The sequence below is a fragment of the Chitinilyticum piscinae genome (assembly GCF_015223195.1).
Lineage (GTDB): Bacteria > Pseudomonadota > Gammaproteobacteria > Burkholderiales > Chitinibacteraceae > Chitinilyticum > Chitinilyticum piscinae.
This window is the reverse complement of the sequence record NZ_JADFUA010000001.1, coordinates 479,858-505,226: the sequence shown is the minus strand read 5'-3', so window position 1 is coordinate 505,226 and position 25,369 is coordinate 479,858. Positions and strand designations below refer to the sequence as shown.

General features: G+C 62.0%; 24 protein-coding genes. 14 read left to right on the top strand and 10 right to left on the bottom strand.

Translation table 11 applies throughout. The features are described from left to right. Nucleotides 1-417: a MerR family transcriptional regulator gene (locus tag INR99_RS02280; RefSeq protein ID WP_194114663.1), complete on the bottom strand. Its 417-nt coding sequence runs from the start codon at nucleotides 415-417 to the stop codon at nucleotides 1-3. A gap of 68 nt (nucleotides 418-485) precedes the next feature. Between INR99_RS02280 and INR99_RS02275 the strand changes: the two genes are divergently transcribed. The 9 genes from INR99_RS02275 to INR99_RS02235 all read left to right on the top strand — a co-directional run bounded on the left by INR99_RS02275 (nucleotide 486) and on the right by INR99_RS02235 (nucleotide 9,789). Beyond that, nucleotides 486-1,121, top strand: a complete 636-nt coding sequence (locus INR99_RS02275; RefSeq protein ID WP_194114662.1) for a cation efflux transmembrane domain-containing protein — start codon at nucleotides 486-488, stop codon at nucleotides 1,119-1,121. 198 nt (nucleotides 1,122-1,319) lie between these two features. Continuing rightward, nucleotides 1,320-2,579 carry a putative Na+/H+ antiporter gene (locus INR99_RS02270; RefSeq protein ID WP_308431427.1) on the top strand — a complete coding sequence of 420 codons (1,260 nt, stop codon included), beginning with the start codon at nucleotides 1,320-1,322 and terminating at the stop codon, nucleotides 2,577-2,579. Between the two features lie 99 nt (nucleotides 2,580-2,678). Continuing rightward, nucleotides 2,679-4,145, top strand: a complete 1,467-nt coding sequence (locus INR99_RS02265) for an alanine/glycine:cation symporter family protein (protein WP_194114661.1) — start codon at nucleotides 2,679-2,681, stop codon at nucleotides 4,143-4,145. A 71-nt stretch (nucleotides 4,146-4,216) separates the two neighbouring features. Then, nucleotides 4,217-5,203: a 23S rRNA (adenine(1618)-N(6))-methyltransferase RlmF gene (gene rlmF / locus INR99_RS02260; RefSeq protein WP_194114660.1), complete on the top strand. Its 987-nt coding sequence runs from the start codon at nucleotides 4,217-4,219 to the stop codon at nucleotides 5,201-5,203. A 114-nt stretch (nucleotides 5,204-5,317) separates the two neighbouring features. Beyond that, nucleotides 5,318-6,310: a hypothetical protein gene (locus tag INR99_RS02255; RefSeq protein WP_194114659.1), complete on the top strand. Its 993-nt coding sequence runs from the start codon at nucleotides 5,318-5,320 to the stop codon at nucleotides 6,308-6,310. 8 nt (nucleotides 6,311-6,318) lie between these two features. Continuing rightward, entirely contained in the window at nucleotides 6,319-7,050 is a 732-nt protein-coding gene (locus tag INR99_RS02250) for a hypothetical protein (RefSeq protein WP_194114658.1), read from the top strand. A gap of 51 nt (nucleotides 7,051-7,101) precedes the next feature. After that, the gene (locus INR99_RS02245; protein WP_194114657.1) at nucleotides 7,102-7,557 is read left to right on the top strand and encodes a hypothetical protein; all 456 of its coding nucleotides are present in this window, start codon (nucleotides 7,102-7,104) and stop codon (nucleotides 7,555-7,557) included. Continuing rightward, nucleotides 7,554-9,386, top strand: coding sequence for a radical SAM protein (locus INR99_RS02240; protein WP_228098032.1), 1,833 nt, complete (start codon nucleotides 7,554-7,556; stop codon nucleotides 9,384-9,386). The genes INR99_RS02245 and INR99_RS02240 overlap by 4 nt, the downstream gene beginning before the upstream one ends. Next, complete coding sequence (locus tag INR99_RS02235) at nucleotides 9,367-9,789, top strand: hypothetical protein (protein ID WP_194114656.1); 423 nt, start codon at nucleotides 9,367-9,369, stop codon at nucleotides 9,787-9,789. Before INR99_RS02240 ends, INR99_RS02235 begins: the two co-directional genes overlap by 20 nt. A gap of 83 nt (nucleotides 9,790-9,872) precedes the next feature. Here the strand turns inward: INR99_RS02235 and INR99_RS02230 are convergent, their stop codons facing one another. The 3 genes from INR99_RS02230 to INR99_RS02220 are packed head-to-tail and all read right to left on the bottom strand — an operon-like array spanning nucleotide 9,873 to nucleotide 12,046. Then, nucleotides 9,873-10,280: a DUF2721 domain-containing protein gene (locus INR99_RS02230; protein ID WP_194114655.1), complete on the bottom strand. Its 408-nt coding sequence runs from the start codon at nucleotides 10,278-10,280 to the stop codon at nucleotides 9,873-9,875. Beyond that, nucleotides 10,273-11,043: a LytR/AlgR family response regulator transcription factor gene (locus INR99_RS02225; RefSeq protein ID WP_194114654.1), complete on the bottom strand. Its 771-nt coding sequence runs from the start codon at nucleotides 11,041-11,043 to the stop codon at nucleotides 10,273-10,275. The genes INR99_RS02230 and INR99_RS02225 overlap by 8 nt, the downstream gene beginning before the upstream one ends. Beyond that, the gene (locus INR99_RS02220; protein WP_194114653.1) at nucleotides 11,009-12,046 is read right to left on the bottom strand and encodes a sensor histidine kinase; all 1,038 of its coding nucleotides are present in this window, start codon (nucleotides 12,044-12,046) and stop codon (nucleotides 11,009-11,011) included. Before INR99_RS02220 ends, INR99_RS02225 begins: the two co-directional genes overlap by 35 nt. Nucleotides 12,047-12,111: 65 nt before the next feature. Here INR99_RS02220 and INR99_RS02215 point away from each other — a divergent pair, with 65 nt between their 5' ends. Continuing rightward, complete coding sequence (locus INR99_RS02215) at nucleotides 12,112-13,605, top strand: YifB family Mg chelatase-like AAA ATPase (protein WP_194114652.1); 1,494 nt, start codon at nucleotides 12,112-12,114, stop codon at nucleotides 13,603-13,605. 42 nt (nucleotides 13,606-13,647) lie between these two features. Here the strand turns inward: INR99_RS02215 and INR99_RS02210 are convergent, their stop codons facing one another. Together INR99_RS02210 and INR99_RS02205 are read right to left on the bottom strand one after the other, a co-directional pair. Continuing rightward, a complete protein-coding gene (locus INR99_RS02210) occupies nucleotides 13,648-14,517 on the bottom strand; it encodes a pirin family protein (RefSeq protein ID WP_194114651.1) in 870 nt (289 codons plus the stop codon). 85 nt (nucleotides 14,518-14,602) lie between these two features. Next, entirely contained in the window at nucleotides 14,603-16,783 is a 2,181-nt protein-coding gene (locus INR99_RS02205; RefSeq protein WP_194114650.1) for an ATP-binding protein, read from the bottom strand. A gap of 158 nt (nucleotides 16,784-16,941) precedes the next feature. Between INR99_RS02205 and tyrS the strand changes: the two genes are divergently transcribed. Further along, the gene (gene tyrS / locus INR99_RS02200) at nucleotides 16,942-18,216 is read left to right on the top strand and encodes a tyrosine--tRNA ligase (protein ID WP_194114649.1); all 1,275 of its coding nucleotides are present in this window, start codon (nucleotides 16,942-16,944) and stop codon (nucleotides 18,214-18,216) included. A gap of 108 nt (nucleotides 18,217-18,324) precedes the next feature. Here tyrS and INR99_RS02195 read toward each other — a convergent pair whose 3' ends face one another. Beyond that, complete coding sequence (locus tag INR99_RS02195) at nucleotides 18,325-19,551, bottom strand: retropepsin-like aspartic protease (protein WP_194114648.1); 1,227 nt, start codon at nucleotides 19,549-19,551, stop codon at nucleotides 18,325-18,327. A 342-nt stretch (nucleotides 19,552-19,893) separates the two neighbouring features. Between INR99_RS02195 and INR99_RS02190 the strand changes: the two genes are divergently transcribed. The 3 genes from INR99_RS02190 (at nucleotide 19,894) to INR99_RS02180 (ending at nucleotide 22,639) form a co-directional block, all read left to right on the top strand. Then, nucleotides 19,894-20,661: a substrate-binding periplasmic protein gene (locus INR99_RS02190; protein WP_194114647.1), complete on the top strand. Its 768-nt coding sequence runs from the start codon at nucleotides 19,894-19,896 to the stop codon at nucleotides 20,659-20,661. Between the two features lie 104 nt (nucleotides 20,662-20,765). After that, the gene (locus INR99_RS02185; RefSeq protein ID WP_194114646.1) at nucleotides 20,766-21,683 is read left to right on the top strand and encodes a glycoside hydrolase family 16 protein; all 918 of its coding nucleotides are present in this window, start codon (nucleotides 20,766-20,768) and stop codon (nucleotides 21,681-21,683) included. A 92-nt stretch (nucleotides 21,684-21,775) separates the two neighbouring features. Further along, a complete protein-coding gene (locus tag INR99_RS02180) occupies nucleotides 21,776-22,639 on the top strand; it encodes an HDOD domain-containing protein (protein ID WP_194114645.1) in 864 nt (287 codons plus the stop codon). A gap of 69 nt (nucleotides 22,640-22,708) precedes the next feature. On the opposite strand, the gene INR99_RS02175 is transcribed toward INR99_RS02180, so the two are convergent. From INR99_RS02175 to INR99_RS02165, 3 genes are read right to left on the bottom strand one after another with little or no spacing between them, the layout of a single operon-like run. Further along, nucleotides 22,709-23,650, bottom strand: a complete 942-nt coding sequence (locus tag INR99_RS02175; protein ID WP_194114644.1) for a GlxA family transcriptional regulator — start codon at nucleotides 23,648-23,650, stop codon at nucleotides 22,709-22,711. Beyond that, a complete protein-coding gene (locus INR99_RS02170) occupies nucleotides 23,643-24,833 on the bottom strand; it encodes an MFS transporter (RefSeq protein ID WP_194114643.1) in 1,191 nt (396 codons plus the stop codon). The genes INR99_RS02175 and INR99_RS02170 overlap by 8 nt, the downstream gene beginning before the upstream one ends. After that, on the bottom strand, nucleotides 24,830-25,291 hold the full coding sequence (locus tag INR99_RS02165) for an HPP family protein (RefSeq protein ID WP_194114642.1): 462 nt from the start codon (nucleotides 25,289-25,291) through the stop codon (nucleotides 24,830-24,832). Before INR99_RS02165 ends, INR99_RS02170 begins: the two co-directional genes overlap by 4 nt. Nucleotides 25,292-25,369 lie beyond the last annotated feature (78 nt).

Sequence of the window (25,369 nt, the reverse complement as noted above, 5' to 3'; positions counted from 1 at the left end):
TTAGTGCCGGCAATCGGGGCAGTCGCGCTGATCGAGTGCTTCCAGCAGCCGGCAATGTGCCGCTGCCGTGCTGTTGCAGCCAGCCAGGCTCTGCAATGCCGCCTGCAAGGCCTGCAGGTCGCGGATGCGCGCTTCGACGGCGGCCAGCTGGCGCTGCACCAGTGCATCGGCATCACGGCAGGGCGCATCCGGGTGCGCGGCCAGTTCCAGCAGGCTGCGGATGTCGTCCAGCGCAAACCCCAGCTCGCGCGCACGGCGGATGAAGCCCAGCCGCGTCACCGCATCCTGGCCGTAGCGGCGATAGCCATTCCCGGTGCGTGGCGGTTCGGGCAACAGGCCGATGCGTTCGTAATAGCGGATGGTTTCGCCGTTCACGCCGCTGGCGTCGGCAAGTTGCTTGGTGCTGAGTTCGCGCATGGCGCTTGACTCCGTAGTGACTACAGGGTTGAGCATAACAGCATCTCGGTCATTCTCAGGAGCCCCCCATGGGCAAATGCTGCCAGTCCGGCTGTTCCAGCCAGCCCCCCGTGCGCGATCAGGCCTACCGCCGCATCTTGCTGATTGCGCTGTTGGCCAATGCCGCGATGTTCCTGCTGGAAATGATTGCCGGAGCCACGTCCGGTTCGGTATCGCTGTGGGCCGATTCGCTGGATTTTCTCGGTGATGCCGGCAACTACGGCCTGAGCCTGTGGGTGCTCGGCATGGGGGTGGTGGCACGGGCGCGAGCCTCGCTGGTGAAAGCGGCGACGATGGCGAGCTTTGGCATCGGCGTGCTGGTGGCGTCGCTGTGGCGGGTGCTCTCCGGCGGTGTTCCCGAGCCGCTGACCATGGGCTGGGTCGCAGCGCTGGCCTTGCTGGTGAATCTGGGCGTGGCCGTGCTGCTCTACACGCACCGCGATGGCGACAGCAATCGCCAGAGCGTGTGGCTGTGTTCGCGCAATGATGCCATTGGCAATGTTGCGGTGCTGCTGGCCGCGCTGGGTGTGTTCGGCTCGGGGCAGGCCTGGCCGGATCTGCTGGTGGCCAGCATCATGGCGGCGCTGGCGCTGAGTGCCGCGTGGCAGGTCTTGCAGCAGGCACGCCGCGAGCTGGCAGCGGCCACTGTGTCGTCGGCAGTCTAGCTTGGCATGGGTATGCCAATGAAGTTCTTTATTTGATTAGATTTTGGCGATATACACCGCAAAGTATATTGATGGGCAGCAAATGCGGGCTGCAGGAACCGGGCCGCAGGCGCTGCGGCAGGCGGTACGATTTACGCTTACCTTTCCGTGAGTTACTGGTAAGCTCGCAGCGAATAAACTGCTACCCGGAGGCCCTGCGTGACCCCCACGACCATCCAGATGATTGCGGCGGCGCTGTTTGCCGTCGCCATTGTGCATACCTTCTGTACCAAATATTTCGACCGGCTGGCCCACAGCGGCTCGCGCCACGCCGGCATCTGGCATCTTCTGGCCGAAGTCGAAGTCGTCTTCGGTTTCTGGGCCATGGTCCTGATGGTGCTGTTCTTTGCGCTGGAAGGCTCTGGTCCGGCCAAGGACTACATCAACAGCCGCAATTTCACCGAACCCTTGTTCGTGTTTGCCATCATGGTGATCGCGGCGACCCGTCCGATCCTGCAGGTCTCGGCCAAGCTGGTCCAGGTGCTGGCGAAGCTGCTGCCCTTCCCGGGCAGTATCGGTTATTTCCTGGTGATCCTGATTGTGGTGCCCTTGCTGGGCTCCTTCATTACCGAGCCGGCGGCGATGACGCTGGCTGCGCTGATGCTGGCCGAGCGTTTTTTCGGCCGCGGCATTTCGCAGAAGCTGAAATATGGCGTGCTGGGCGTGCTGTTCGTGAATATCTCGATCGGTGGCACGCTGACGCCGTTCGCTGCGCCGCCCGTGCTGATGGTGGCCGGCAAGTGGGGCTGGGATATCCATTTCATGCTGCTGAATTTCGGCTGGAAGGCGGCGCTCGCCGTGGTGACCAACGCCGTGCTGCTGACGGCCTTGTTCTGGAAAGAGCTGGCTGCACTGGAGCAGGATGAGGAATCCAGTGCGGCTGCACCGGTACCGGTGGCGCTGATCATTACCCACCTGCTGTTCCTGGCCGGTGTGGTGGTGTTTGCCCACTATCCGCCGATCTTCATGGGCCTGTTCCTGTTCTTCCTCGGCATTACCCATGCCTATGCCCGCCACCAGGATCGCCTGATCCTGCGCGAGGGCCTGCTGGTGGCCTTCTTCCTGGCCGGGCTGGTGGTGCTGGGCGGGCTGCAGCAGTGGTGGCTGCAGCCGGTGCTGATGAGCATGAGCAGTGATGCAGTGTTCTTCGGCGCGACGGCGCTGACGGCCTTTACCGACAATGCGGCGCTGACCTATCTCGGCTCGCTGGTTGAAGGGCTCAGCCCGCAATTCCAGTATGCGCTGGTGGCCGGTGCCGTGGCCGGTGGCGGCCTTACCGTGATCGCCAATGCGCCGAACCCGGCCGGCCTGACCATCCTGCGCGGGCATTTCGATGGCGGGACGGTGAATGCCGGCTATCTCGCGCTGGCGGCAGCTGTGCCGACCATCATTGCCATGCTGGCGCTGCGCTTGCTTTAGTGCGCAATCGGATTGCCGACTTCCCTGATAGGAATCGGCCTGCAAGCAATACAGAATTTCCCCGGAACGACCATAACACTTTCCGGGGGAGCGCCAGCCATGCTGGATTTTGTCAATCTCATTAACGGCTACGTCTGGAGTCCGGCACTGGTTTACCTGTGCCTGGGCGTCGGCGTGTATTTCTCGATCCGCACCCGCTTCATGCAGGTTCGCCATTTGCGTGAAATGGTGCGCCTGATGTTTGATGGCAAGGCCTCCGACGAGGGTGTGTCGTCCTTCCAGGCGTTGACCATGACGCTGTCTGGCCGCGTGGGCATCGGCAATATCGCCGGTGTGGCCACTGCGATTGCCTTTGGTGGTCCCGGGGCGGTGTTCTGGATGTGGATGATGGCCTTTCTGGGCGCCAGCACATCTTATGTCGAGTGCTGTCTCGGCCAGATCTACAAGACCCGTGTCGACGGCCAGTACCGGGGCGGCCCCGCGTATTACATCGAGCGCGGCCTGGGGATGCGCTGGTATGCGATTGCCTTTGCGCTGGCGACCATTCTCGGCTGCGGGCTGCTGCTGCCGGGCATGCAGGCCAACGGGATTGCCAGCGGCATGCAGAATGCCTTCGGCATTCCGCCGGCAACCACGGCGCTGGGCATCGTGATTGCTCTGGGGCTGATCATTTTCGGCGGCGTGAAGCGCATCGCACGCTTTGCCGAAATCATCGTGCCTTTCATGGCGCTGGGCTACATCCTGATGGCCTGCGTGGTGATCGCACTGCACATCCGCGATTTGCCCGAAGTGCTGCGCCTGATCGTTAGCTCGGCGCTGAGCTTTGACGCCGGTTTTGGCGCAATGATCGGTCTGGCCATCCAGTGGGGCGTGAAGCGCGGCGTGTATTCCAATGAAGCCGGTCAGGGCACCGGCCCGCACGCTGCGGCGGCCGCCGAGGTCAGCCACCCGGCCAAGCAAGGCATCGTGCAGGCGTTTGCCGTGTATGTGGATACCCTGTTCGTGTGCTCGGCTACCGCCTTTATGGTGCTGATTACCGGCAAGTACAATGTCGCCAATCCGGCCGGCGGCTTCCTGTTCAACGGCCTGCCCGGCGTCGAAGCCGGTACCGGGTTTACCCAGTCGGCGGTGGAAAGCATGTTCCCCGGCTTCGGCGCGATGTTTGTCGGCATTGCACTGTTGTTTTTCGCCTTCACCACCATCGTGGCCTACTACTACATTGCCGAAACCAATGTGGCCTACATCCTGCGCAATCACCGTTTCAACGATACGGCGATGTTCCTGCTGAAGGTGATGCTGCTGGCAACCGCCGTGTATGGCGCGGTGCGCTCCTCCGATCTGGCCTGGGGGCTGGGTGATATCGGTGTTGGCCTGATGGCGTGGCTCAACATCATCGCCATCCTGATGCTGCAAAAGCCGGCATTGAAGGCCTTGGACGACTACGAAGCGCAGCAGGCCAAGGGCATCGAGCCGGAATTCGATCCGCGCCCGCTGGGCATCAAGCACGCCGATTACTGGGAAACCCGCGCTGACAATCTGGTCGACGAAGGCGACCCGCGCAAGTAAAGGCTGCATCCAGTCACCCACAACGGCGCTGCTTCTGGCAAAGTGGCGCCGTTGTCTTTTCTGCGCCAGCCATGAGTACACCCAGCCCTGCCGGCAAGCCCGGCCTGCACCCGCGCAACCCCCACCAGGGCCGCTACGATTTTGCCGCGCTCACGCAAGCCGTCCCCGAACTTGCTCGTTGCGTGAAGCGCAACCCGCTGGGCGAGCCGACCATTGATTTCGCCAATCCGGTGGCGGTGAAGCTGCTTAATAGGGCATTGCTGGCGTTGCACTATGGCATCACCCGCTGGGATATTCCGCCGGGCTATCTGTGTCCGCCGATTCCCGGGCGAGCCGACTACCTCTGCCATCTGGCCGATCTGCTGGCTGGCGACTTTGCGGGAACGTGGCCACAGAGTGAGGCGGTACGCGGGCTGGATATCGGCGTCGGCGCGAATGCCATCTACCCGATGCTCGGGCGGGCGCTGTATGGCTGGGAGTTTGCCGGCGCCGACATCGATGTCCCGGCGCTGGAGAATGCCGCCAAGATTTTTGCCAACAACCCGGCGCTGGCCGGCGGGCTGGATTGCCGCCTGCAGCGTGACCCGCAGGCGATTTTCCGCCACATTATCCGCTGCGGTGAACGCTTCGATTTCACGCTGTGCAATCCGCCATTCCACCGATCAGAAGCTGAGGCAACGGCAGGCAGCGAACGCAAATGGAACAATCTGGCCAAGGCCGGACAGCATCCGGGCAAGCCGGTTCGAGGTAAACCGCTGCTCAATTTCGCCGGTCTGGCGCGTGAATTATGGTGTCCCGGTGGCGAGGCTGCCTTTATCCGCCGCATGATCGCCGAAAGCCGGCAATTCGCGCGCCAGTGCCTGTGGTTCACCACGCTGGTCGCGCGCAGCGAAAACCTGCCGGGACTGAAACAGGCGCTGCGCGCCACGCCGGCGGTGGAAGTGCGCGTGATCGACATGGCACAGGGCCAGAAAAGCAGCCGCATTCTGGCATGGACTTTCCACGATCAAGCTGCGCGACGCGAGTGGGCGGCACGGCACTGGTCCGCTCAGATGTAATTGTCTGCGCAACTGCTGCCGGTGTTGCTTCGCGACATCAGTCAATCAGGCAGGGCACACTTTCTTATTCTGTTCTATTACCCTTCATCATTTGTAATTCATGAGGGGTGAATGGTGAGGTATTCAGATCAGTCAGCCAGAAGGATGTTGCTGCTGGCCAGTGCGCTTGCGGCGAACTCTTGTTTTGCGGAAACAATCCGCAGCAAACCCAGCGTACCGTTCACACCGACTGAGCGCCCAGCTGTTCGCCAGTGCAGCTTCCCTGCCGCCACACTGCCAGCGGATTTCGTGGTTTTTGCTGCTGGAGCGTATTCCGGCAAGAAACAGGATTTCCAGATTGATCAGAGCGGGCATGCCGCAACGCGCATGGATGTGATCGTCAATCATCCGGCGAAGCCGGTGGTGCTGATGCTGGGGGCTTACGAACCCACGGTCTGGAATATCGGCTGGACCCCGGGCACGCGGGTTGTCGGCATTCTGGCCAGCGGTTATCACCGTCAGGCGGTGGCGGGATTCAGCCAGAGCACGACGGTGATGACCAGTACCTATGACAATCGGGGGGCCTGTGGTTATTTTTACGTTGGCTCGGACCAGCAGGCCGGATTGAACCCCTTGTCGCGCAAACTGTTTGGCCGTCCGGTCAGCATGGTCTACCCGGCCACGGATGGGCAAATTGTCATTGGGGCTGCGATTCCACCCGGTGCCCGTGTCGAGACATCGGCGGATATCCGGCCGGAGTCTTATATCGACCGCAGTGCCCCGAAAGCAGGTGAGGCAGGGCTGGTCGAGGCGGTGAACAAAGGCATTCTGCGCAAATCGAATCAGGCGGATATGCAGGCGTGGGTCGATGCCGTGGCGCGCTCACGCCCGGCACCGGATACCCCCCCGGTTGCAGGACAGAGCAAGCCGGAATTGCCTCGCTACAGCAATGCCTATGTGGTACTCAAGCCGTTTACCTATCCGGCCGGTCTGTATGGCGCCCATTCGGCGGTATTTTTCATCCCCCGCGGTGTGCCGCAGCCACAGGGCGACCCGGGCCATTCGACAGTGTACGACTTCAATACCTTGCGCTGTCAGGGCGGTCGCTGTAGCAGTGATGGCTACTAGGGGCGCACATGCAGATCATCAAAACCATTGCGCTGCTGATGCTGGGTGTCGGTCTGGGCGGAGCCGCATTCAAGGTCTATCACGACCGTGGCGCTCCGCTGGCGGGCCCAGTCAGCCCGATGGTAGCCAGCAGGGTGTTCATCCCCGAGCGGGAAGTACAGGGTACGGAATCAAGCAGTTTCAATTTGTATGTCCATAGCCCGGGCGGTGAAACGACCGGGCTGGGGCAGATCTTTCAGCCGCCAGCGACACATCCCTTGCTGCAGTCCGTCAGTTTTCTTTGCAGGGAAACCATCTATCCGGAACGGGTGACGGATTTGCGGGTGCAGTTGCGGATTGCCCGCTGGGAAGTCGATCATCCGGTGGATTCCGTGCTTTGGGAGTCCGAGCCGCTGTTTGTCAGCCGCAACTTCAGGGTCAAGGAGATCCGCTTTCAGGTGCCACAACTGCGTCTCGAGCCCGGTGCGCAATACATCGCCTGGCTGGTGTTGCCGGAAACGGAAAATCCGGAATTTGCCAGCCTGGGCGTGTTTGCCATGGGCCCGCGCACGCGTGCAGTCCCGCAGCAACATGGACAATCGCAACCAGAAAGCTGGGATATCGCTTATCCCTTGGGTACTCGGGCTCTCTGGCAACATGAAATTCAGGGACGGACGATGGACTATCTGGCCCGCTACCGCTGGAAAACGGATCAGCCCGGGCAAAATCTGCATTTCCGGATGGAATTTGGCAGTCATTGACCCATCGCCGTTTTCTGCGCAAAGTGGAATAAAGCTTACAGGGAAAGCACCATGGCTATCGCCGAGTGGAAATACAAAAGTCCGAAATCGAAGCTCATGCCTGACTGGGGCTGGTCGGGATGGCTGCTGGCGGCGATTGTGCTGATTGCCGGGTGGTGGCTGGACTTGGGGCCGGCTGGTGTGCTGCCGGTGACAATATACTGGTGGGTATCCATCAGTAGCTCAGGAAAACTGTTGGTTTCCAGTCGATACCTGCTTGCCGGCAACGATCTGGTCTATTTTGCCAACGTCAGCCGCGTGCAGCGTGAAGCGCGCCGTTTGCTGCTCACGCATCTGGATGGCAGGATGTTCGTGCTGGAAGCCGAGCGCTTCCCCAGCAATGCGCGCAAGCCCGACAAGATTGCCCGGCATCAGGCAGACAAGTTCGCGCGGGTGAGCGGGCGGCTGCTCGAACACATCCGTGCCGCCGCGCCGGCGGCCGAAATTCGCGGGGTGGCTGAAGAATGAACGCCAGTCCGCGCCTGATTCATCTGCTCTATGTGCCCACGCTGAACTGCAATCTGGGCTGCCGCTACTGCTATCTGGGTGAGCAGACGACCACTGCCAGCCTGAAAAGCGATGCCGCGCGCGCGGTGAATACCTTGCAGACTGCGCTGCAGCGGCTGGACGAGGCGAATGTGCTGGCCTTCAATGTATCGCTGCACGGCGGCGAGGCGACGACGATCCCGCCGGCGGTTCTCGATGGCCTGTTCACGACAATCCGTGCGCATTACCTCAAGCACTTCGATGTGCTGCAGGCCAATGGCCACCGCAAGTCGGCGCCGCACATCAAGACCAATCTCTACAATTTCCACCAGCTCTACGACTTGTTCGACCGCCACAAGGTGTCGGTGAGCGCCAGCATCGACCTGCCGCTGGCGCTGCACGGCCAGTATCGCGTGACGCGTGGCGGCGCAGACTGGCTGGCGCGCACGCGCGCCAATCTGCGCCTGCTGGCAAACTATCCACATGCGAAGAAAATCTCGGCGACGCTGAGCCGCGAGCACCTGGCGCGGCCGGACGAGCTGGTTGCCGACATCTGGCATATCCACCGCGAGTTGGGTTTCGACATGAACCAGCTCAATCTGATGTTCGCCTTTCCCTCACAGCTGAACCGCGCGCATCAGGGCGAGCAGATTCTCACGCCGGCCAGCGAAGCCGAGCAGGTGGCGCTGTTCGAGCTGCTGCAGCGTGAATTCACCGGCACCGAGCTGGAAGAAGGCCTGCGCCGCCACTGGTTCGACGAATTCACTCCCAGCTATTGCACCAATGCGGTCAACTGCGGCGAAAAGTTCTACCTGCTGCAGGGCGACGGCGAGGTGTATTCCTGCGTGCGCGGCCAGGGGCTGCCGGAGTTTCGTTACGGGAATTTGCTGAGCGACCCGGTGCACGAGGTGCTGGCGGCTGGCGCTGCGAAAATCCGCGCGATCCACGAGGAACAGGGCTTTGCCGCCGATTGCCGGGGCTGCGGCCATTTGTCGCGCTGCAATACCGGCTGCGCAGTGGTGAAGTTCCACAACCGCAGCGGCAAGTCCTACACCTGCGCGCTGCAGCAGACCATGTACTCTGCCGCACCAGCGCTGTACCCCCTTGAAACGCCGGCCGAACAACAGGACTACGCGCGCTGGTATCAAGCGACCAACCATCCGGCCAGTGCGATTACGGCACCGCTGCCGGCTGCTCCGGTGAACGAGGTGCTGCTGCCGCGTGACCTGCACGACGACAAGAACGCACTATCGCAGCTGATCACTGCTGATGATGGATTAAGGGCGTTGTTTTCACCGCAGATGTTCGCACTGCAGATTGACGATGACATCGTGCCGCTGGCGTCGCAGCTGCTGAAAAGCGCGTCCACCTGCTACACGCTCGCGGCCGGCGACACGCTGCGCCTGCACATCAACGAGGCGGTGTGGGACGCGGCCTGCGACGAGCCGGTGCGCAACACGCTCTATCTGCAGCTGCTGCGCGATACGCCGGTGGTCTACGGCGACGAGCAGCGCACCAAGCAGGAGCACCTGTTCAGCTACCAGCTGTTCCGCCGGCTGGTCACCGCACCTTCCGCGCTTGGCGCGGGCTGGCGCAGCGTCGACCTAGCGCCCTTGCTGGCGCTGCACAGTGGATTGTTCATGCGCGGTGTACTGAACAATTGTTTCGTCACAACCGGCTATTTACGCGATTATCACTACCAGAAGCAGAAGAACAACGCCTTTTATCACATCCAGGCGCTCAATCTGCCTTTTCCGAATTTCGAGTTTTACTACCTGCCGGAGGCCGACGATGGCGACCGCGACGCTTGAAAAAACCGCCTTTACGCTGGAGCAATTCCTCAATGCTTGCGGTCTGCCTGACGGGCCGGCGCGCACCGCGATCGAAGCGCGGCTGGTCGATTATCTGCAGCAGGGCCAGCCGAAAAAAGACTACGTGGTGTATCACGCGAAACAGCTGAGCTGTTATCACGCTGGCGTACAGAAAAAATATTATCTGGTATCTGAAGCCACCAAGACGTTGGTGATCTGGACTGACGGCAGGCAGATTTCGCGGCTCGATAGTGCTGCGTTCGCCAACAATGGCCAGCTGGTGATGCTGGGGGCGGCGGGGCTGGGAATCAGTAGCGCCGCAGCGGTAGCGCGCGAGAAAGAGAAGAACAGTAACAACAATAATAACAATAACAACAACAATAATAACAATAACAATGGCTAGGGTATGTGCGTATTGGCTATTTCAAGTAAGGCTTGATGGCATATACATAGATACGTATACAGGCGAGGTTTGGTCCACCGAAATCAGGATTCGGTGTGATCCAGTTCGATATCCGACAGCAGCACATTCAATGCCTTGTCAGAGAGCATGACCTCGATCAGACACAGGATGAGCGAGAGGATCATCAGCAGCAGGCTCGCCACAAAGAGCCCCTCTGCAGTCGAAAGATGCCCCATTGCCGTGACAATCATCGACACCAGACACAGCAGCAGGCTGGCGACCCCGAAGGCCTGCATGTAGCGGATCAGCCATACGCGCTGGCGCAGATTGACCAGTTGTTTGAGGATTTTGTCGTGCGGCGCGCTGCGGTGGTTTTCGTACAGCTGGCGGATGATGCTGGACAGCGCCAGAAAGCGGTTGGTGTAGGCCAGCATCAGCAGCGAAATGGCGGGAAACAGCAGGGAGGGGGTGGTGATCGAAAAATTATCCATCGTGATGGTGTTCGCGGAATTCCTTGATGACATGCTGCTGCCGGCGGCTTACGGCCAGCCGTTCGGGCAGGCCTTTGAGCAGCACAACCCAGTGGGATTCGCTGCCATTGGGCACGCGCTCGAAACCGGCGACCGCATCACGTGCGACCAGGCAGTTGCGGTGAATTCGCAGGAAGCGTGGGCCAAATTCGTCTTCCAGTCGTGTCAGCGAATCTTCGAGCAGGAACTCGCGCTCGCGGGTGCGTAGCGTGATGTATTTCTGTTCGGCCTTCAGATAGCAAGCATCGGCGACCGGGACGAGGTGCACGCGGCCGCGTTCGCTGACCGTGAAGTGGCTGCGTCCATGCGGATCATCATCCTGCCTGATTCCTTCCGCTCTGGGTTGCTGCAGGTCAAGAACCCGGTGCAGTGCGGTCAGCAGCCGCTCGTGGCGGATGGGTTTCAGCAGGTAATCGACGGCACGGACATCAAAGGCGGCGACACCGTAATCCTCAAACGCCGTGGCAAAGACCACGGCGGGATGATGTGGCAGCTCGAGCAGCTTGCGCGCGACCTCGATACCGCTCATCTGCGGCATCTGGATGTCGAGAATGACCAGATCGACCGGATGCTCGGCCAGCTGCGCCAGCGCGGTCATGCCATTGGTGGCGGTGCCCGCGATGGTGTGTTCGACTTCATTCCGGCAATCGGCCAGCAAATCCTGCAGGCGGTTCAGCGCCGGCAGTTCGTCATCGACGAGAAAGATGCGTAGCGGTTTGCTCATCAGGCAACTCCTGGTAGGGCAACACGATATGTACTTGATAATAGCCGTTTATCAGTTTTGTGCTGAGACTGGCTTCGGCATCGAAATACAGCAGCAGGCGCTCGCGCACATTATCCAGTGCCATGCCGTTACCCTGATGGACCGGTGCGCTGCCATTGACCGGGTTGCGGATATCGATGTGCACATCATCACCGACCCGGAACAGATTGATCAGAATGGTTCCGGGTGCGATGCTGGACTCGATTCCATGATAGACGGCGTTTTCCAGAAGTGGCTGGAGGATCAGTGCCGGGATGGTGGCCTTGGCCGGCATCTTGTCGATATGCCACTCCACCTGCAGCCGTTCACCCAGCCGGACTTTCTCGATGTCCAGATACCCGCTGGCGAGCTCGACCTCGCGCTCCAGCGTCGACAAACGATCCTGTTTCCCCATGGCCACGCGGAACAGATCGGACAGATTCATCAGCAGAATTTCGGCTTTCTTGGGCTCGCTGCGGATCAGCGACAGCACGGCATTGAGGCTGTTGAAGAAAAAGTGCGGCCGGATCCGTGCCTGCAGCGCGGCCAGGCGCGCTTCGGTCAGCCTGGGCGAGAGCGCCCGCATCCACAGACGGTAGTAGCCCAGCAGCAGACCGGTTGCGGCAAGGCCCAGCAGTTCCTGGCGCAGCCACATCCCGCTGAGCAGTTCCAGCCCGAGGGTGTTGCGCATGATGCGGTAGACGACGGTCATGACGACGCTGACCAGCAGGAAGACCAGCAGTACCCCAAGACGGTAGCTCAGCCGCTGTAGCGTCGGGCTCAGCAAGGCCAGCAATCCCATGGCAGGCAGCAGTACCGGCTCGATCCAGAACACGGCATTGCCCAGCTGGCCGGGCCATTCTGCCCAGCTCTGGATGCTGGCAATGACGCTCAGTATCGCGGCAAGATGGATCAGGACCAGCGCCCTGAGGGTGACTCCCAGATTGCGGAAGTCCGGCAGTTGTGCCGGGATCGGATCATTCATGCTTACCCTTTGTCATCGCATGACTTACATTGTTAGAACAACAATAGCAGCTACAGGAGCGGCCGATGTCGCTAGCGGTGGTTCATGCCCGTGGGCTGGATGGCTGGCAGGCCCGGCCTGTGACGGTCGAGGTGCATCTGGCCAATGGCCTGCCGGCCTGCACCATTGTCGGCTTGCCCGAGGCCGAAGTCCGCGAGGCGCGCGACCGGGTCCGGGCGGCGCTGACCGTTGCCGGTTTCGAATTTCCGGCCCGGCGCATTACCATCAATCTTGCCCCGGCCGATTTGCCCAAGGCGGCTGGTCATTTCGATCTCCCCATCGCCATTGGCATTCTGGCCGCCAGTGCCCAGTTGCCGGCTACCGGACTGGATCAGTACGAGTTTGCCGGCGAACTGGCGCTGACCGGCGAGTTGCGTCCGGTGCATGGGGCACTGGCGCTGGCGCTGGCCGCGACCGATGCACGGCGCAGCCTGTGCATTTCCGCGCCCAGTGCGGCCGAAGCCGCCATGGTGCCGGGTGCCACCGTCCTGTCAGCCGGGCACCTGCTGGATATCAGCCGACACCTTTCGGGGGTATCCATGCTTGAACCTTTGCACAGCAGTCCATCCACGACTATACCCGCTTACCCCGATCTAAGGGACGTGAAGGGTCAGCAGAGTGCCAAGCGCGCACTGGAGATTGCCGCTGCCGGTGGTCATTCGTTGCTGCTGATCGGGCCGCCGGGAACAGGTAAATCCATGCTCGCCCAGCGTCTGCCGGGTTTGTTGCCCCCGCTGGATACGGCTCAGGCTCTGGAAAGTGCGGCCGTCCAGTCGCTGGGTTCGGCCGGGGTCAATCCGCAGTTGTTTGGCCGGCGCCCCTTTCGCAGCCCGCATCACACGGCCAGCAGCGCGGCGCTGGTTGGGGGCGGCAGCGTCCCCTTGCCGGGCGAAATTTCGCTGGCACACCATGGCGTACTGTTTCTGGACGAGCTGCCCGAATTTGACCGCAAGGTACTGGAGGTGCTGCGCGAGCCGCTGGAAAGCGGCCGCATCCAGATTTCCCGCGCCGCGCGCCAGGCCGAATTTCCCGCCCGTTTCCAGCTGGTGGCCGCGATGAATCCCTGTCCCTGTGGTTATCAGGGCCACCCACAGAAAGCCTGCCGTTGTACGCCGGAGCAGATTGCGCGCTATCGCGGTCGCATTTCCGGGCCCTTGCTGGATCGGATCGATATGGTGATCGAGGTGCCTGCCGTGCCGGAATCCACGCTGGCGGCTGCAGCGGATGGGGAAAGCAGCGAACAGGTCGCCGGGCGGGTCGCGCTGGCCCACCAGCGTCAGCTGCTGCGCCAGCAATGCCGCAACAGTGAGCTGGGCAGCGCACAACTGGATGAGCACTGCGTGCCGGATGAGGCGGGACGGGCCTTGTTGCAGCAGGCCGTGCAGCATCTGCACCTGTCGGCGCGTGCTTACCACCGCATTCTGCGCGTGGCGCGCAGCATCGCTGACCTGGATGGTGCGGATGGCATTGGCCGCAGCCAGATCGCCGAAGCGGTGCGCTACCGACGCCAGCTCGACTGAGCGGGCGGTGTGCCGGCAGCGTGTGACGGCGTGCCTCGAGGCTCAGCTGCTTGCCGGCAGGGTGCCGAAGCGCCCGCTGTTGAAATCGTCGATGGCCTGCTCGATTTCGGCGCGGGTATTCATCACGAAGGGTCCGTAGCCGGCAACCGGCTCCTGCAGTGCCGCACCGCTCAGCCAGAGCAGGGTGCTGTCGTCAGCGGCTTCCAGGGAGACCTGATCACCCTGCTGATCCAGAATCACCAGCTCGTTCGCCGCCGCACTGCAGCCATGTACGCTGACGGCACCGCGCAATACCAGCAGGCCCACGCTCCAGCCTTCCTGCGCCGGCAGGGTGCAGCGGCTACCGGCCTTCAGCCGCAGATCCCAGACCTGCATCGGACTGTGCGTGCGAGCCGGCCCGTGCATCCCGGCCAGCTCGCCGGCAATCAGCCGGGCGATACCCGCCGCATCGGGCAGGGTGGCTTCGGGAATCCGGGTGGCGCTGATGGCCTGATAGCCCGGTGGACGCAGCTTGTCTTTTGCCGGCAGATTGACCCACAACTGCACCATTTCCAGCGTGCCACCGCTGGCGGTGAAGGCCGGCGAGTGGAATTCCTCGTGCAGGATGCCGGCTGCGGCGGTCATCCACTGCACATCACCCGGACCGATGATGCCGCCTTGTCCGGTTGAGTCGCGGTGGGCAATCTCGCCCTGGTAGGCGATGGTGACGGTTTCGAAACCACGGTGCGGATGAATGCCGACGCCACGGGGCGTGGTCGCGGGAGCGAAATCATGGGGCGCCGCGTAATCCAGCATCAGAAACGGCGAGAGCAGGCGCCCGTGGTTGCCGTAATTGAAATGGGCATAAACCGGGAAGCCGTCACCAACCCAGTGTCTGGGTGGCGGGCGATGTTTGCCGAGAATGCGTTTCACTGTGGCCCCTTGCTGGTTTGACTGTGGGTATGCGGCTATACCTTTCTTGAATCAGTTGTTGTATTGATATGGGGTGTTGGGTATATCAGAGCAGCAGGCCGGCAGGCAGCTCGATCCGGTAGGATAGCCCGTGCTGCTGTTCGCTGCTGGCACTGATCTGCCCCTGGAGCAGGCCGGTCACGAAGCTGTAGACGGTAAAGGTGCCCAGCCCATGATGCTGGCCGAAATGCGAGGTATAGAAGGGGTCGAACAGCCGCTGCAGCTCGGCCTGGCCGAGGCCGCAGCCGTTATCGGCCAGCTCTAGCAGTATCGAGCCCTCTGCCTGCCGGCTGGCGCGGATGCAGACTTCGCCATTGCTGCGTTCGGCAAGTCCGTGCAGCAAGGCGTTATCCAGCAGCTTTTCCAGTACTTGCCACAGCACATTGCGATAACTGACCAGCGACAGCCCAGCGGGACAATCGATCACCAGCCGGTGGCCGGCACTGGCAAAGCGCGAGCCGAACAGGGCAGCCAGCTCTTGCAGTAGCCCGGCCAGCTCGATGGTCTGCGGCAGCTCGTTTTCCTCGGCCTGGCCGATGGTGCGCAGGTTCTGGATCAGACTGATCGCACGCTGGATATTGCGCAGGATGAGGGTATTGGTTTCCGCACTCTGTTCCAGTTGGCGCAGGACTTCGCTGCGGCCGATCTGGTTGCCGGCCAGTGCCTGACCGAGCTTGCGCTGGTCTTCCAGCAGGCTACTGATGGCGGTGAGCGCGACGCCCAGCGGGGTATTGAGCTCGTGGGCCATTCCCGAGGTCAGCCGCCCCAGTGCGGCCATCTTGCGGCCTTCCACCATGCGTTCCTGGGTGGCGCCCAGCTCGCGCAGCGCAGCGGCCAGTTCCGCGTTGACCTGCTGCAGCGAGCGGGTGCGTTCCCCGACTTTTTCTTCCAGCTGTTCGGCGTGTGCCTGCAATTCCGCAAGGTAATCGGCCCGTTCACGCGCGGTGGCTGCAATGCGCTCGAACCACGGCAGCCACATCGCCGGTACTTCGGGGGCCGCACGTCGCGGATCCGCATCGCAATCAAAGACGTAATCGGCCAGACGCAGCGCCGGGCGCGTGTAGAAGCGGTGCAGCAGCCCCATCAGCAGCATCAGCAGTGCGACGGCCATCAGTGAAAACAGCAGATAGTTGCCCAGCAGGCGGGCCGCCTGCTGATCGAGTTCGCCCGTGCTGACCTGGCCGTACAGCAGCCAGGGTGTGCCCTTGATTGGCAGCACCAGCCAGTAGCGCTCACCCAGCTCGCGGAAGGTGCCACCGGTCTGTTGCTGGCGCAGCTTCGGCCAATCCACGATGCGCTGGCGGGCGAGCACGGCCTTGGTCTGCCCCTTGAGGCTGCCCTGCGAATCGGCCAGCACTTGCCCGCTGTCGTCGACAATCAGTGCCTGCAGCAGCGGATGGCGGTTTTCCTGCAGTGCCTGATCCAGCATGGTCAGCGTCAGGTCGGCGCCAACTGCGCCGGCATAATCGGCGCCGTGGTAAACCGGTGCGAGCAGCGACACCATCATCCCCTTGCCGCCGCTGTCCATGTAAGGCGTGGTCCAGCGCAGCTGGCGCTGCGGATTGCGCTGCGGACCGGTCAGCTGTACCGGCAGCGTGCCGCCGGCGTCATACACCACGGCCAGTGCATGATCGATATCGTTGGTACCGGTGGCTTCCAGGATTTCCTTGCGCGAGAGGCCGGGATACAGCAGGGAATAACGGCCGGCCGCATCGTAGTAATAGCTCCATTGCAGTTCCGGGAAGGCGGCGTGGGCGCTGGCAGCCTGTTCACCCAGTGTCAGTGTCGCGGCCAGCCGCTGCTGGTCGGTATCACCTAGGCGGGCCGCAAGCTCGGGCCGGTTCAGCGGCCAGAAGCCGCTATGCACGAACAGCGTGCCCAGCTTTTGTGCCAGCGGAGTGGCGAGCTGGTCGAAGGGGGTATCCGGCGCCATGGGCTGAGGCAGCCGTTGCAGCAGCCCGGTATCGGCCAGCCGCGGCTCGGCCAGAATGCGCTGCATGTTCTGCTGCATCGCCGAAACATGGTGTGCCGCATGTTCGACCTTCTGTTCCAGTACCAGCTCCAGCTGTGCGGCGGCAATCTGTAGATTGGCCAGCTGGTCGTGGCGCGTCTGGCTGCGCAGTTGCAGGTTGAGCAGCACCACGGCCGTGATCAGCACGGCCAGCAGGGCGAGCAGCAGCAGCAGATACGGGCGCTTGAGCGCCCGGGTACGGGTGCGGTGATCCATGACGACGGGGTGCGTTGACGTTCCCCTCACTGTAAGCCGGTTTTTCTCCGGAAGAAAATACTGCGCAGCACTTTCCTGACAAAATGCACACCGCCCGCACCGGGGCTTTGCGGTAGAATTGGCGGTTTTAGTTTGCTGATGATTTCCGGAGACGCACGATGCACCAGTCCACTCTGATCCAGGACCTGAGCGATCGCGGCCTGATCGCCCAGGCGACCGACCTTGCCGCGCTTGACGAACTGCTGGCCAAGGAAAGTGTGACGCTGTATTGCGGCTTCGATCCGACTGCCGACAGTCTGCACATCGGTTCGCTGGTACCGATTCTGGTGCTCAAGCGCTTCCAGTTGGCCGGCCACAAGCCGATTGCGCTGGTGGGTGGCGCCACCGGCATGATCGGCGACCCGAGCTTCAAGGCGACCGAGCGCAAGCTGAACACGCCTGACGTGATCGAAGGCTGGGTGGGCAAGATCCGCGACCAGGTATCGCCCTTCCTGAGCTTTGAAGGCAGCAATGCCGCCATCATGGCCAACAACTACGACTGGTTCGGCGGCATGGGCGCGCTGGAATTCCTGCGCGACATCGGCAAGTATTTCTCGGTCAATGCCATGATCAAGAAAGAGGCGGTGCAGCAGCGCATCGCCCGCGAAGACCAGGGCATCAGCTACACCGAATTCTCCTACAGCCTGCTGCAGGGTTACGACTTCACTGAACTGAACCGCCGCCACGAGTGTAAATTGCAAATTGGTGGCTCCGACCAGTGGGGCAACATCACCGCCGGCACCGACCTCACCCGCCGCCTGAACCAGACCCACGTGTTCGGTCTGACCCTGCCGCTGGTCACCAAATCCGACGGCACCAAGTTCGGCAAGACTGAAACCGGCACCATCTGGCTCGACGCGAAAAAGACTTCGCCCTACGCCTTCTACCAGTTCTGGCTGAACACGGCGGATGCCGACGTGTACAAGTTCCTGAAGTACTTCTCCTTCCTGTCCGCTGCGGAAATCGACGCGATTGAAGCGGCCGACAAGGCCAGCGGCACCAAGCCGGAAGCACAGCGCATTTTGGCTGAGAATGTCACCCGCACCGTGCATGGCGAAGCGGCAGTGGAAGCGGCACAGCGCATTTCCAAGCACCTGTTCAGCGAATCGCTGGCCGCCCTCACTGAGAACGACTTCGAACAGCTGGCACAGGACGGCATGCCGAGCGTGCAGCTTGGTCGCGACGTCGCCGGCCTGATCGACGCGCTGGCCGCCGCCGGGCTGGCCAAATCCAAGAGCGAGGCGCGCACCTTCATCCAGAGCGGTGCGGTCACGGTGAACGGTGCCAAGGTCGACAGCCTGGAGCACGTGTTTGCAGACACCGAGCGCCTGTTCGGCCGTTACACCCTGCTCAAGCGCGGCAAGAAAAACTACGCACTGGTGGTGTGGCAGTAAGCCTTTACGTCATCTGAGAAACAACAACGCCACCCATCGAGGTGGCGTTGTTGTTGGTGGGTATATGCCTGCAGGCTTTTAAAAAACTAACATAAAAGCGTATACCCTTTATTTCGCTGCGACGGCGCCGCTTTGCTCCGGCTTGTCAAAGAGTACGTAAAAGCTGCCGGTATAGCCCTGAAACTCGATGCTCATTGCTCTTCCTTGCTGCCCGGCATTGATCGCGTCAAATTCGGCCTGGCTGAATTCGGTCGCCGGCTTGCCGTTGATCTTGCTGATAATGGCACCTGGCCGGTTGTAGGTTTCCAAGGGCAACCCGGCTTGGATAGCGCTTTCCGGCTGGATGTAGTCCACATAAAAACCGGCATCGCTCTTGTAGGCCTGAATGCCGCTGCGGCCGTACGGGTTGGCGCAGCTGTCCGGCAGTGTGCCATTGACGCCAAGCAGACGCTGCTCCCAGTCGATTTTAATCCGCAGCCCGCGCAGACAGGCGGTGCCAAGCAGGTCGCCACCGGAAAAAGCGTCATCCCGCCGTGATTCGATCAGCGGTTGCTGCAGCGTCTGGCCGAACAGCTGCAACTGCTCGATGCGCTGGATTTTCGTCATGAAGCTGCCGTCTACTCCCTCCCGTGAAACAGACATGGCATTTGGCGAATCGTCTTTGATCTTGCCGGAGTGGTAATAAGTGATGTTGCCTCCGGTATCCAAGGTGGCATCTTCGCTGCCCAGGCTGCCATTCACCCTGATCCGCGGGAGATCATAGCGATCCCATGCAAACCGCTCGACATGATCGCCGGCCTGCATCACCGGCGTGCCGACCGGATAAAGCCGCAGACGATTGGCTACGAAATCCAGTTCGCAAGGCATGTGCTGAAACAGCTCGCGGCCGATGGCGCCGATGATGGGTGGGGTTGCATAGGCGCTCTGATCCACTCCGTAATTGAAATCATGGATGGCTACTGGCTGATTGCGCAGCACGAAACCTGCCAGCGACAGTTCGGCCACATCGCCCTCTGCGGTTTTTTGTCCTTTGTTGGCATTGCCTATCAGCGTAAACCAGCGCTCTGCACGGACACCCAGTTCGGCTGCGGCACTGCTGGTCAGCATCAGTCTTGCGCCAGTATCGAATTGCAACAGATATGGCCCCTTGCCGTTGATCTGGACTTCGACATACGGCTTGCCCATCAGCATGCGCAGCGGGATATCGGCGACCGGCGCAGGCAGGCTGGTGGCGTACTCGACCTTGGGCGGTGCGCTCTGGCAGGCGAGCAATAGCAGGCAGGAGGAGGCAAGCAGCAGGGATTGGCAGGTTTTGCGCAGCAGGGGTGGCAGCATGGCGTTTCCATGAACACGGCAATGGCCTCCACTCTACGCCGTTACTTTCACGGCAAGCAAGAGATCGTCGCGCCGATCGTATGGCAGGAAGCGCCCTCATCGCCGCCCGGAATGCAGTGCCACCCTTGCGGTGGCCTTGTTGTTTTGTATGGGTATGTGCTGGTACACCATTTAAATATTGGCTTGGCTGGTGATACGCTTGTCGTAATTTGGGACGCGGAATTCGGCGGTGTTTCATGTGAAACATCCGCCTTCCGGTCGTCATGCGTTTTGCGCACTTGCTTACAACTGTGGGATTGCTCGGGGGTAGACTAGGGCATTGCTGCGGTTTGCGGAGGAGTCATGTTGCAAAGGATGGTGCTGGTGCTGCTGGCGTGCCTGCTGCTGCCAGCGGCATTGGCCGAAACAATCACGCTGAATGCCGAGGATGACTGGGCGCCGTTTTCCGCTCGCGATGCCAAAACCGGCGCGGCGCGGGGATTTGCGGTCGAGGTGGTACGCGCGGCATTCGCCAGCCAGGGCGTCAAGGTGCAATTCCGGGTGGTGCCCTTTACGCGCTGCCTGCGCGAAGTCGAGCAGAATCAGACGCTGGGCTGTTTCGATGTCGAGAAAACCGGCTACAACCGCGACCGTTTTCACTGGCACAACACCCCCTTGCTGGAAGAGCCCTTGGCCATTTTTGCCCTGACGCCGATGAAGCGCCGGCTGACTGTGGCTGACCTGGCGGAACAACGCGTGGGTCTGACCCGTGATTACACCTATCCGTCCGAGCTGATGGCTCAGCCGGGGATGATCAAGGATTACTCGCGTACCGATGAGCAGCAGTTACGCAAGCTGCTGGCCGGGCGCATCCGCTTTGCCATCATCAATGCCTCGCCTGCGCAGCTGCTGATCAGCCGGAATGAAGATTTCCGCAGCCGCATCCATGAGGTGGGCGAGGTCAATATCGCCAACTTCTATGTCGGCTTTGCCCGCGAGCATCCCGAAAGTGCGCATTATGCTGCGGTACTCGACAAGGGGCTGGCGGCGATTCGCGACAATGGGGTGTATGCCTCCCTGCGCCTGCACTTGCGGCGCCACCTGGCCGGGGAAACGGCGGTATATCCCTGATCCGTGCTGTCTGCCTGGCGTTGTGGCAAATGCGCAAGGGCAGACAAGCCCACGTTATTGCCGCCTGCCATGCTGGACTATCGCAATGACGGGTGGAGGGGCGCATGAAAACGGCCATGGTGGTGTTGCTGCTGGGCAGTCTGCTGCAGGCTGGCTGCCAGAATAAAACCGCTCCAGCCACCACGAGTGCTGGCGGGGTGCTGTTTGACGATTTCAGTCATGCCTCGCTGGCCGAGATGCAGCAACATGGCTGGATTATCCGCATGGCTGCGGGCTGGCCGGGTGTGGAGCATGCCGGCTGGGGCGAGGCAGCGTTCAGCCTGCATGACGACCCGGCCAGGCCGGGCAACCGGCTGTTGCGGATGACGGCGCAGACCGATGGTACGGCTGCGGGCACGCGGCAGGCGCAGTTCTGCCATGCACGCAAGTATCTGGCGGGCACCTATGCCGCCCGCGTTCGCTTCAGCGATGCGCCGGTGCGCGGGCCCAATGGCGATCAGGTGGTGCAGACCTTCTACACCATCAGCCCGCTCGAGCGTGATCTCGATCCCCAGTACAGCGAGCTGGATCACGAATACCTGCCCAATGGCGGCTGGGGCGCGCCCGCTGCGACACTCTTCAATACGTCCTGGGAAACGGTGCGGCTGGTGCCGTGGCAGGCCTTCAACCAGCATGCCTGGCGGCCGGGATCGCTGGCGGGCTGGCATGTGCTGCTGATCCAGGTGGGTGATGGAAAGATCGACTACTGGCTGGATGACGACCATCTGGCTCAGCACGATGGCAAGGTCTACCCGCGCGTGCCGATGTCACTGAACTTCAACCTCTGGTTTACCCGTGAAGGCCTGCTTCCGGCCGGCGAAATGCGTGTATGGGAACAGGACATTGACTGGGTCTATCATGCAAGTGGACGCACGCTTTCCACCGCCGAGGTGCTGGCCGAGGTGGAGGCTCTGCGCCGGGCGCAGGTGAGAAGCCGTGATTCGATTGCTGCGACGGGATTATCGTCACCCTGCGCGATGTAAATGCAACGCCTGGCCGGTCTTTCGTCGGGAATATTCTTGTCATGGCCACCGGCTAGACTAAGCTTACGCGCGCTTTAAAAGGAGGACGAATAATGACCAAGAGCCCGGACAAACCGGCCGAAGCGTTGCGTGCTGACCGTCTGGCCATGCTGCAGGAAATTGCCAAGGATCTGGAAAACGAAGTCGTATTTCCGGTCAATTTTGATGTCACCGTAAAAATGGGGGCCGTCTTGCGCGAGGCGGATGCATCGCCCAGCCGGGTGGCCCGTTTTCTGGAAAAAGATCCGCTTGTGGTGCTCAAGCTGTTCAAGGCTGCGCATCGCCGGCGTGACCGCTTGGGTAGTGCTTCGCCGGTGCTGTCGACCGACGAGGCGCTGGCCTTGCTGGGAATGGGCGAAGTGCGGCGGATTGTCGGCGATTGCGCGCGCGAGCAGTTGTCCCGCTCGCGCGAGCTGGCGGCGTTCGAAGAGGAAGCCTATTTCATCTGGCAGCACAGCCTGCGTACGGCGGCGATTGCCCGAGTGCTGGCCGCTCGGCTCACCCGGGTCAATCCGCTGGAGGCCTTTCTGGCCGGGCTGGTACATGATCTGGGGGCGTTCTATCTGCTGGATCGTACCCGTCTGTATCCGGAACTGCTCGAGCGCCCCAAGACGGTGGTGTATCTGGTGGCGCAGTGGCATGAAAGCGTCAACACCATTCTGCTCGACAGCCTGGGCTTGCCAGCCGAGCTGATCGAGGGCGTGCGGGATCACGAAGAACCGCGCCCGCCGGTGGAAAATCCGCGCACGCTCAACGACGTCATTTATCTGGCCAACCGCTTTGCCGGCGGGCTGACCGAGCTGCACTTCCAGGATGTCCAGGTGCCATCCGAACCTGTCGAGCTGCTGCTGCCGAAATTTGCCGAGCTGCGGCCGGAATGGGAAGGTGCGTGTACGGCGTTGCTGGATCTGTCCTGATTGTCTTGTTGCATGGGTATATGCTTGTAGCCAATTTATATCGAGGCTTAGGCTGGCATACCCATGTTTTCAGCCAAAGCGTTGCCGGTATTCCTGCGGCGTGATGCCGTAGGCGCGCTGGAAGGCGCGCCGCAGTGCCTGCTCGTCGCCATAGCCGCAGGTCTGGGCAATCTGCTTGAGTGTCTGTCCTGCGAGCACGCGGCTGGTGGCGGCTTCCAGCCGCAGGCTGGCCAGTGCCGCCGCCGGGGTCTGGCCGGTGGCGGCGAGATAATGCCGGGCAAAGCTGCGCGGGCTCATCGCCATGCGCTCGGCCAGCAGTGCCACATCCAGTCTGAGGTGCAGATTGGCGCGCAGCCAGGCGTGGAGTTCGGCAAAGCGCGCGTCGCGGCTCTGGATCGCCAGGGGCAGGCTGAATTGCGACTGCCCGCCGGGGCGCTTGAGAAACACGACCATCTGGCGCGCGATGCGCATGGCCACGCTGTGGCCGAAATCCTCCTCGACCAGTGCCAGCGCCAGATCGATTCCGGCGCTGATTCCGGCGGCGGTCCAGATGGCGTCATCGCGCACAAACAGTGCGTCGGGCACCACGTCGACGCCGGCAAATGCGGCCAGCCGGGCGGTGTAATCCCAGTGCGTGGTGGCACGCCGGCCGGCGAGCAGGCCGGCTTCAGCCAGAATCAGCGCGCCGGTGCAGATGCTGCACACGCGGCGTACTCGCGGTGCCAGCCGGGCTGCGGCCTTGGCCACCGCCGGGGCGCTGGGCAATCCGCCGGGGATGATGAGTGTGTCGATGGGGCCTGCCAGCTCGTCCAGCCGTTTGGTAGCAAACTCGGCGCCCGCCGATGTGGGCACCATGCCGCCCTCCAGTGAGGCCAGCGTGATGAGGTAGGGTGTGGCTTGCGGGGCGAAACCGTTGCGGTTGGGCTGCGAGAACACCTCCAGCGGGCCGGCCACATCGAGCACGTTCACTTGTGCATACAGCAGAAAGACAATGCGGCGGGGCTCAGTCATCGCTGCCGCTCCGGCGGCTTTGCCGGTGCTGTCGCAGCAGCAGCACGACCGGCAGCAGCAGCAAGCACGGCGCATAGTGATTGAGCTGCTGCCAGCCCAGTTGCTGCAGCAGCGGCGCGGCCGCCAGCGATGCCAGTGCTGCGAGCAGGCTGGTGGCGAATTCGCTGCTTGCCTGCGTTTTGCCACGCTCGCTTGGCCGATAACTCAGCGCCAGTAGCGTCGAGCCGGCGACAAACATGAAATTCCAGCCCACCCCCAGCAGCAGCAGCGCGATATAGAAGGCCGGCAGGCTCAGTGACTGGCTGGCCAGCAGCGACGCCAGCAGGAGCAGCAGCGTTCCTGTCAGCCCCAGTACGGTGACTCCCAGCCGCTGCACCAGCCAGCCGGCCAGTAATGCGGGGGCGAACATGCCCAGCATGTGCCACTGGATGACGCCGGCACCGTCGGCCAGCGTAAAGCCGCAGCCCAGCATGGCCAGCGGGGTTGCCGTCATCAGCCCGGCCATCAGCAGGTAGGCCACCGCATTGCTTGCCAGCGCGGCCTGGAAGACTGGCTGAGCCACAATCTGGCGCAAGCGGCGTGGCGGGACAGTGCTGTCTTTCGTGGATACGGTCATGTGTACGGGCTTGTAGCCCATATAAATCAATGTTGCTGTGGCTATACCCATCAGGCTGGCCATGAGATACGCCCCGCCGAACAGCACTCCGGGCAACCAGCCCTGCGCACTGCGGGCCAGCAAGGGGCCGAACAGTGCTGCGAGTACACCACCGGTCAGTACGGTGGCAATGGCGCGCCCCTTGGTCTCGCTACCCACGCTGTCGGCTGCTGCGAGCCGGTAATACTGGGCAAATGCCTGGAATCCGCCGGTAAACAGTGCCGCCGTGCACAGCAGGGCAAAGCTGTGCTGCCATAGCGCGACAAAGGCCAGCGCGCCGCCAAATGCACCGCTTCCCGCGCCGAGCAGAAAGCCGCTGCGGCGGCCAGCACGCTGCAGCCAGTGCGCCGCAAACAGCGTGGTTACCGCAGCACTGAGGATGATGAGCGAGAAGGGCAGCGTCGCCCAGCGCTTGTCGCTGGCCAGCTGCAGCCCGGCCAGCCCGGTCAGCGTCAGCTGGATCGAGATGCCGATGGTATAAAGCGCCTGGCATAGCGCCAGAATGCGTACAGAGGCGGGCAGCTTCATGTTGCATCTCGCAAGCGGGCAAAGGTGGCCATGCCGTGATGATAGCTGCGTGCAGCCAGTACCAGCAGTACTGCACCCGTGAGTACCGGGGTCAGCAGGAATGACCATGGCAGCAGCGTTGGCGCCAGCAGGATCAGCAGCGGATTGGCGCCGGCTGGCGGGTGCAGCGTATCCGTCAGCAGCATCAGTGCGATGCCCAGCCCCCCGGCTAGTGCCAGCGTCAGCGGCGAGCTGCCGAGCAGATGCAGAACCAGCAAGCCCGTGGCTGCCGTGATGACGTGGCCGCCGATCACGTTTCTGGGATGTGCCAGCGGTGAAGCGGGCAGGGCAAACAGGATGGCGCAACTGGCCCCGAAGGGGGCCATCAGCAAGGGTAGCGACTGCCGTGACAGCAAGGCCAGTACGAACAGAGCCAGCATCGCGCCGATGCCGGCACGCAAGGCAGGCAGCAGGGGCATGGCGGGGTTCCTTGGTTGTGAAGGGGATGACTGCATCATGCACTTGCCGCGTTTGGCAGATATGCCAATAAACCATCA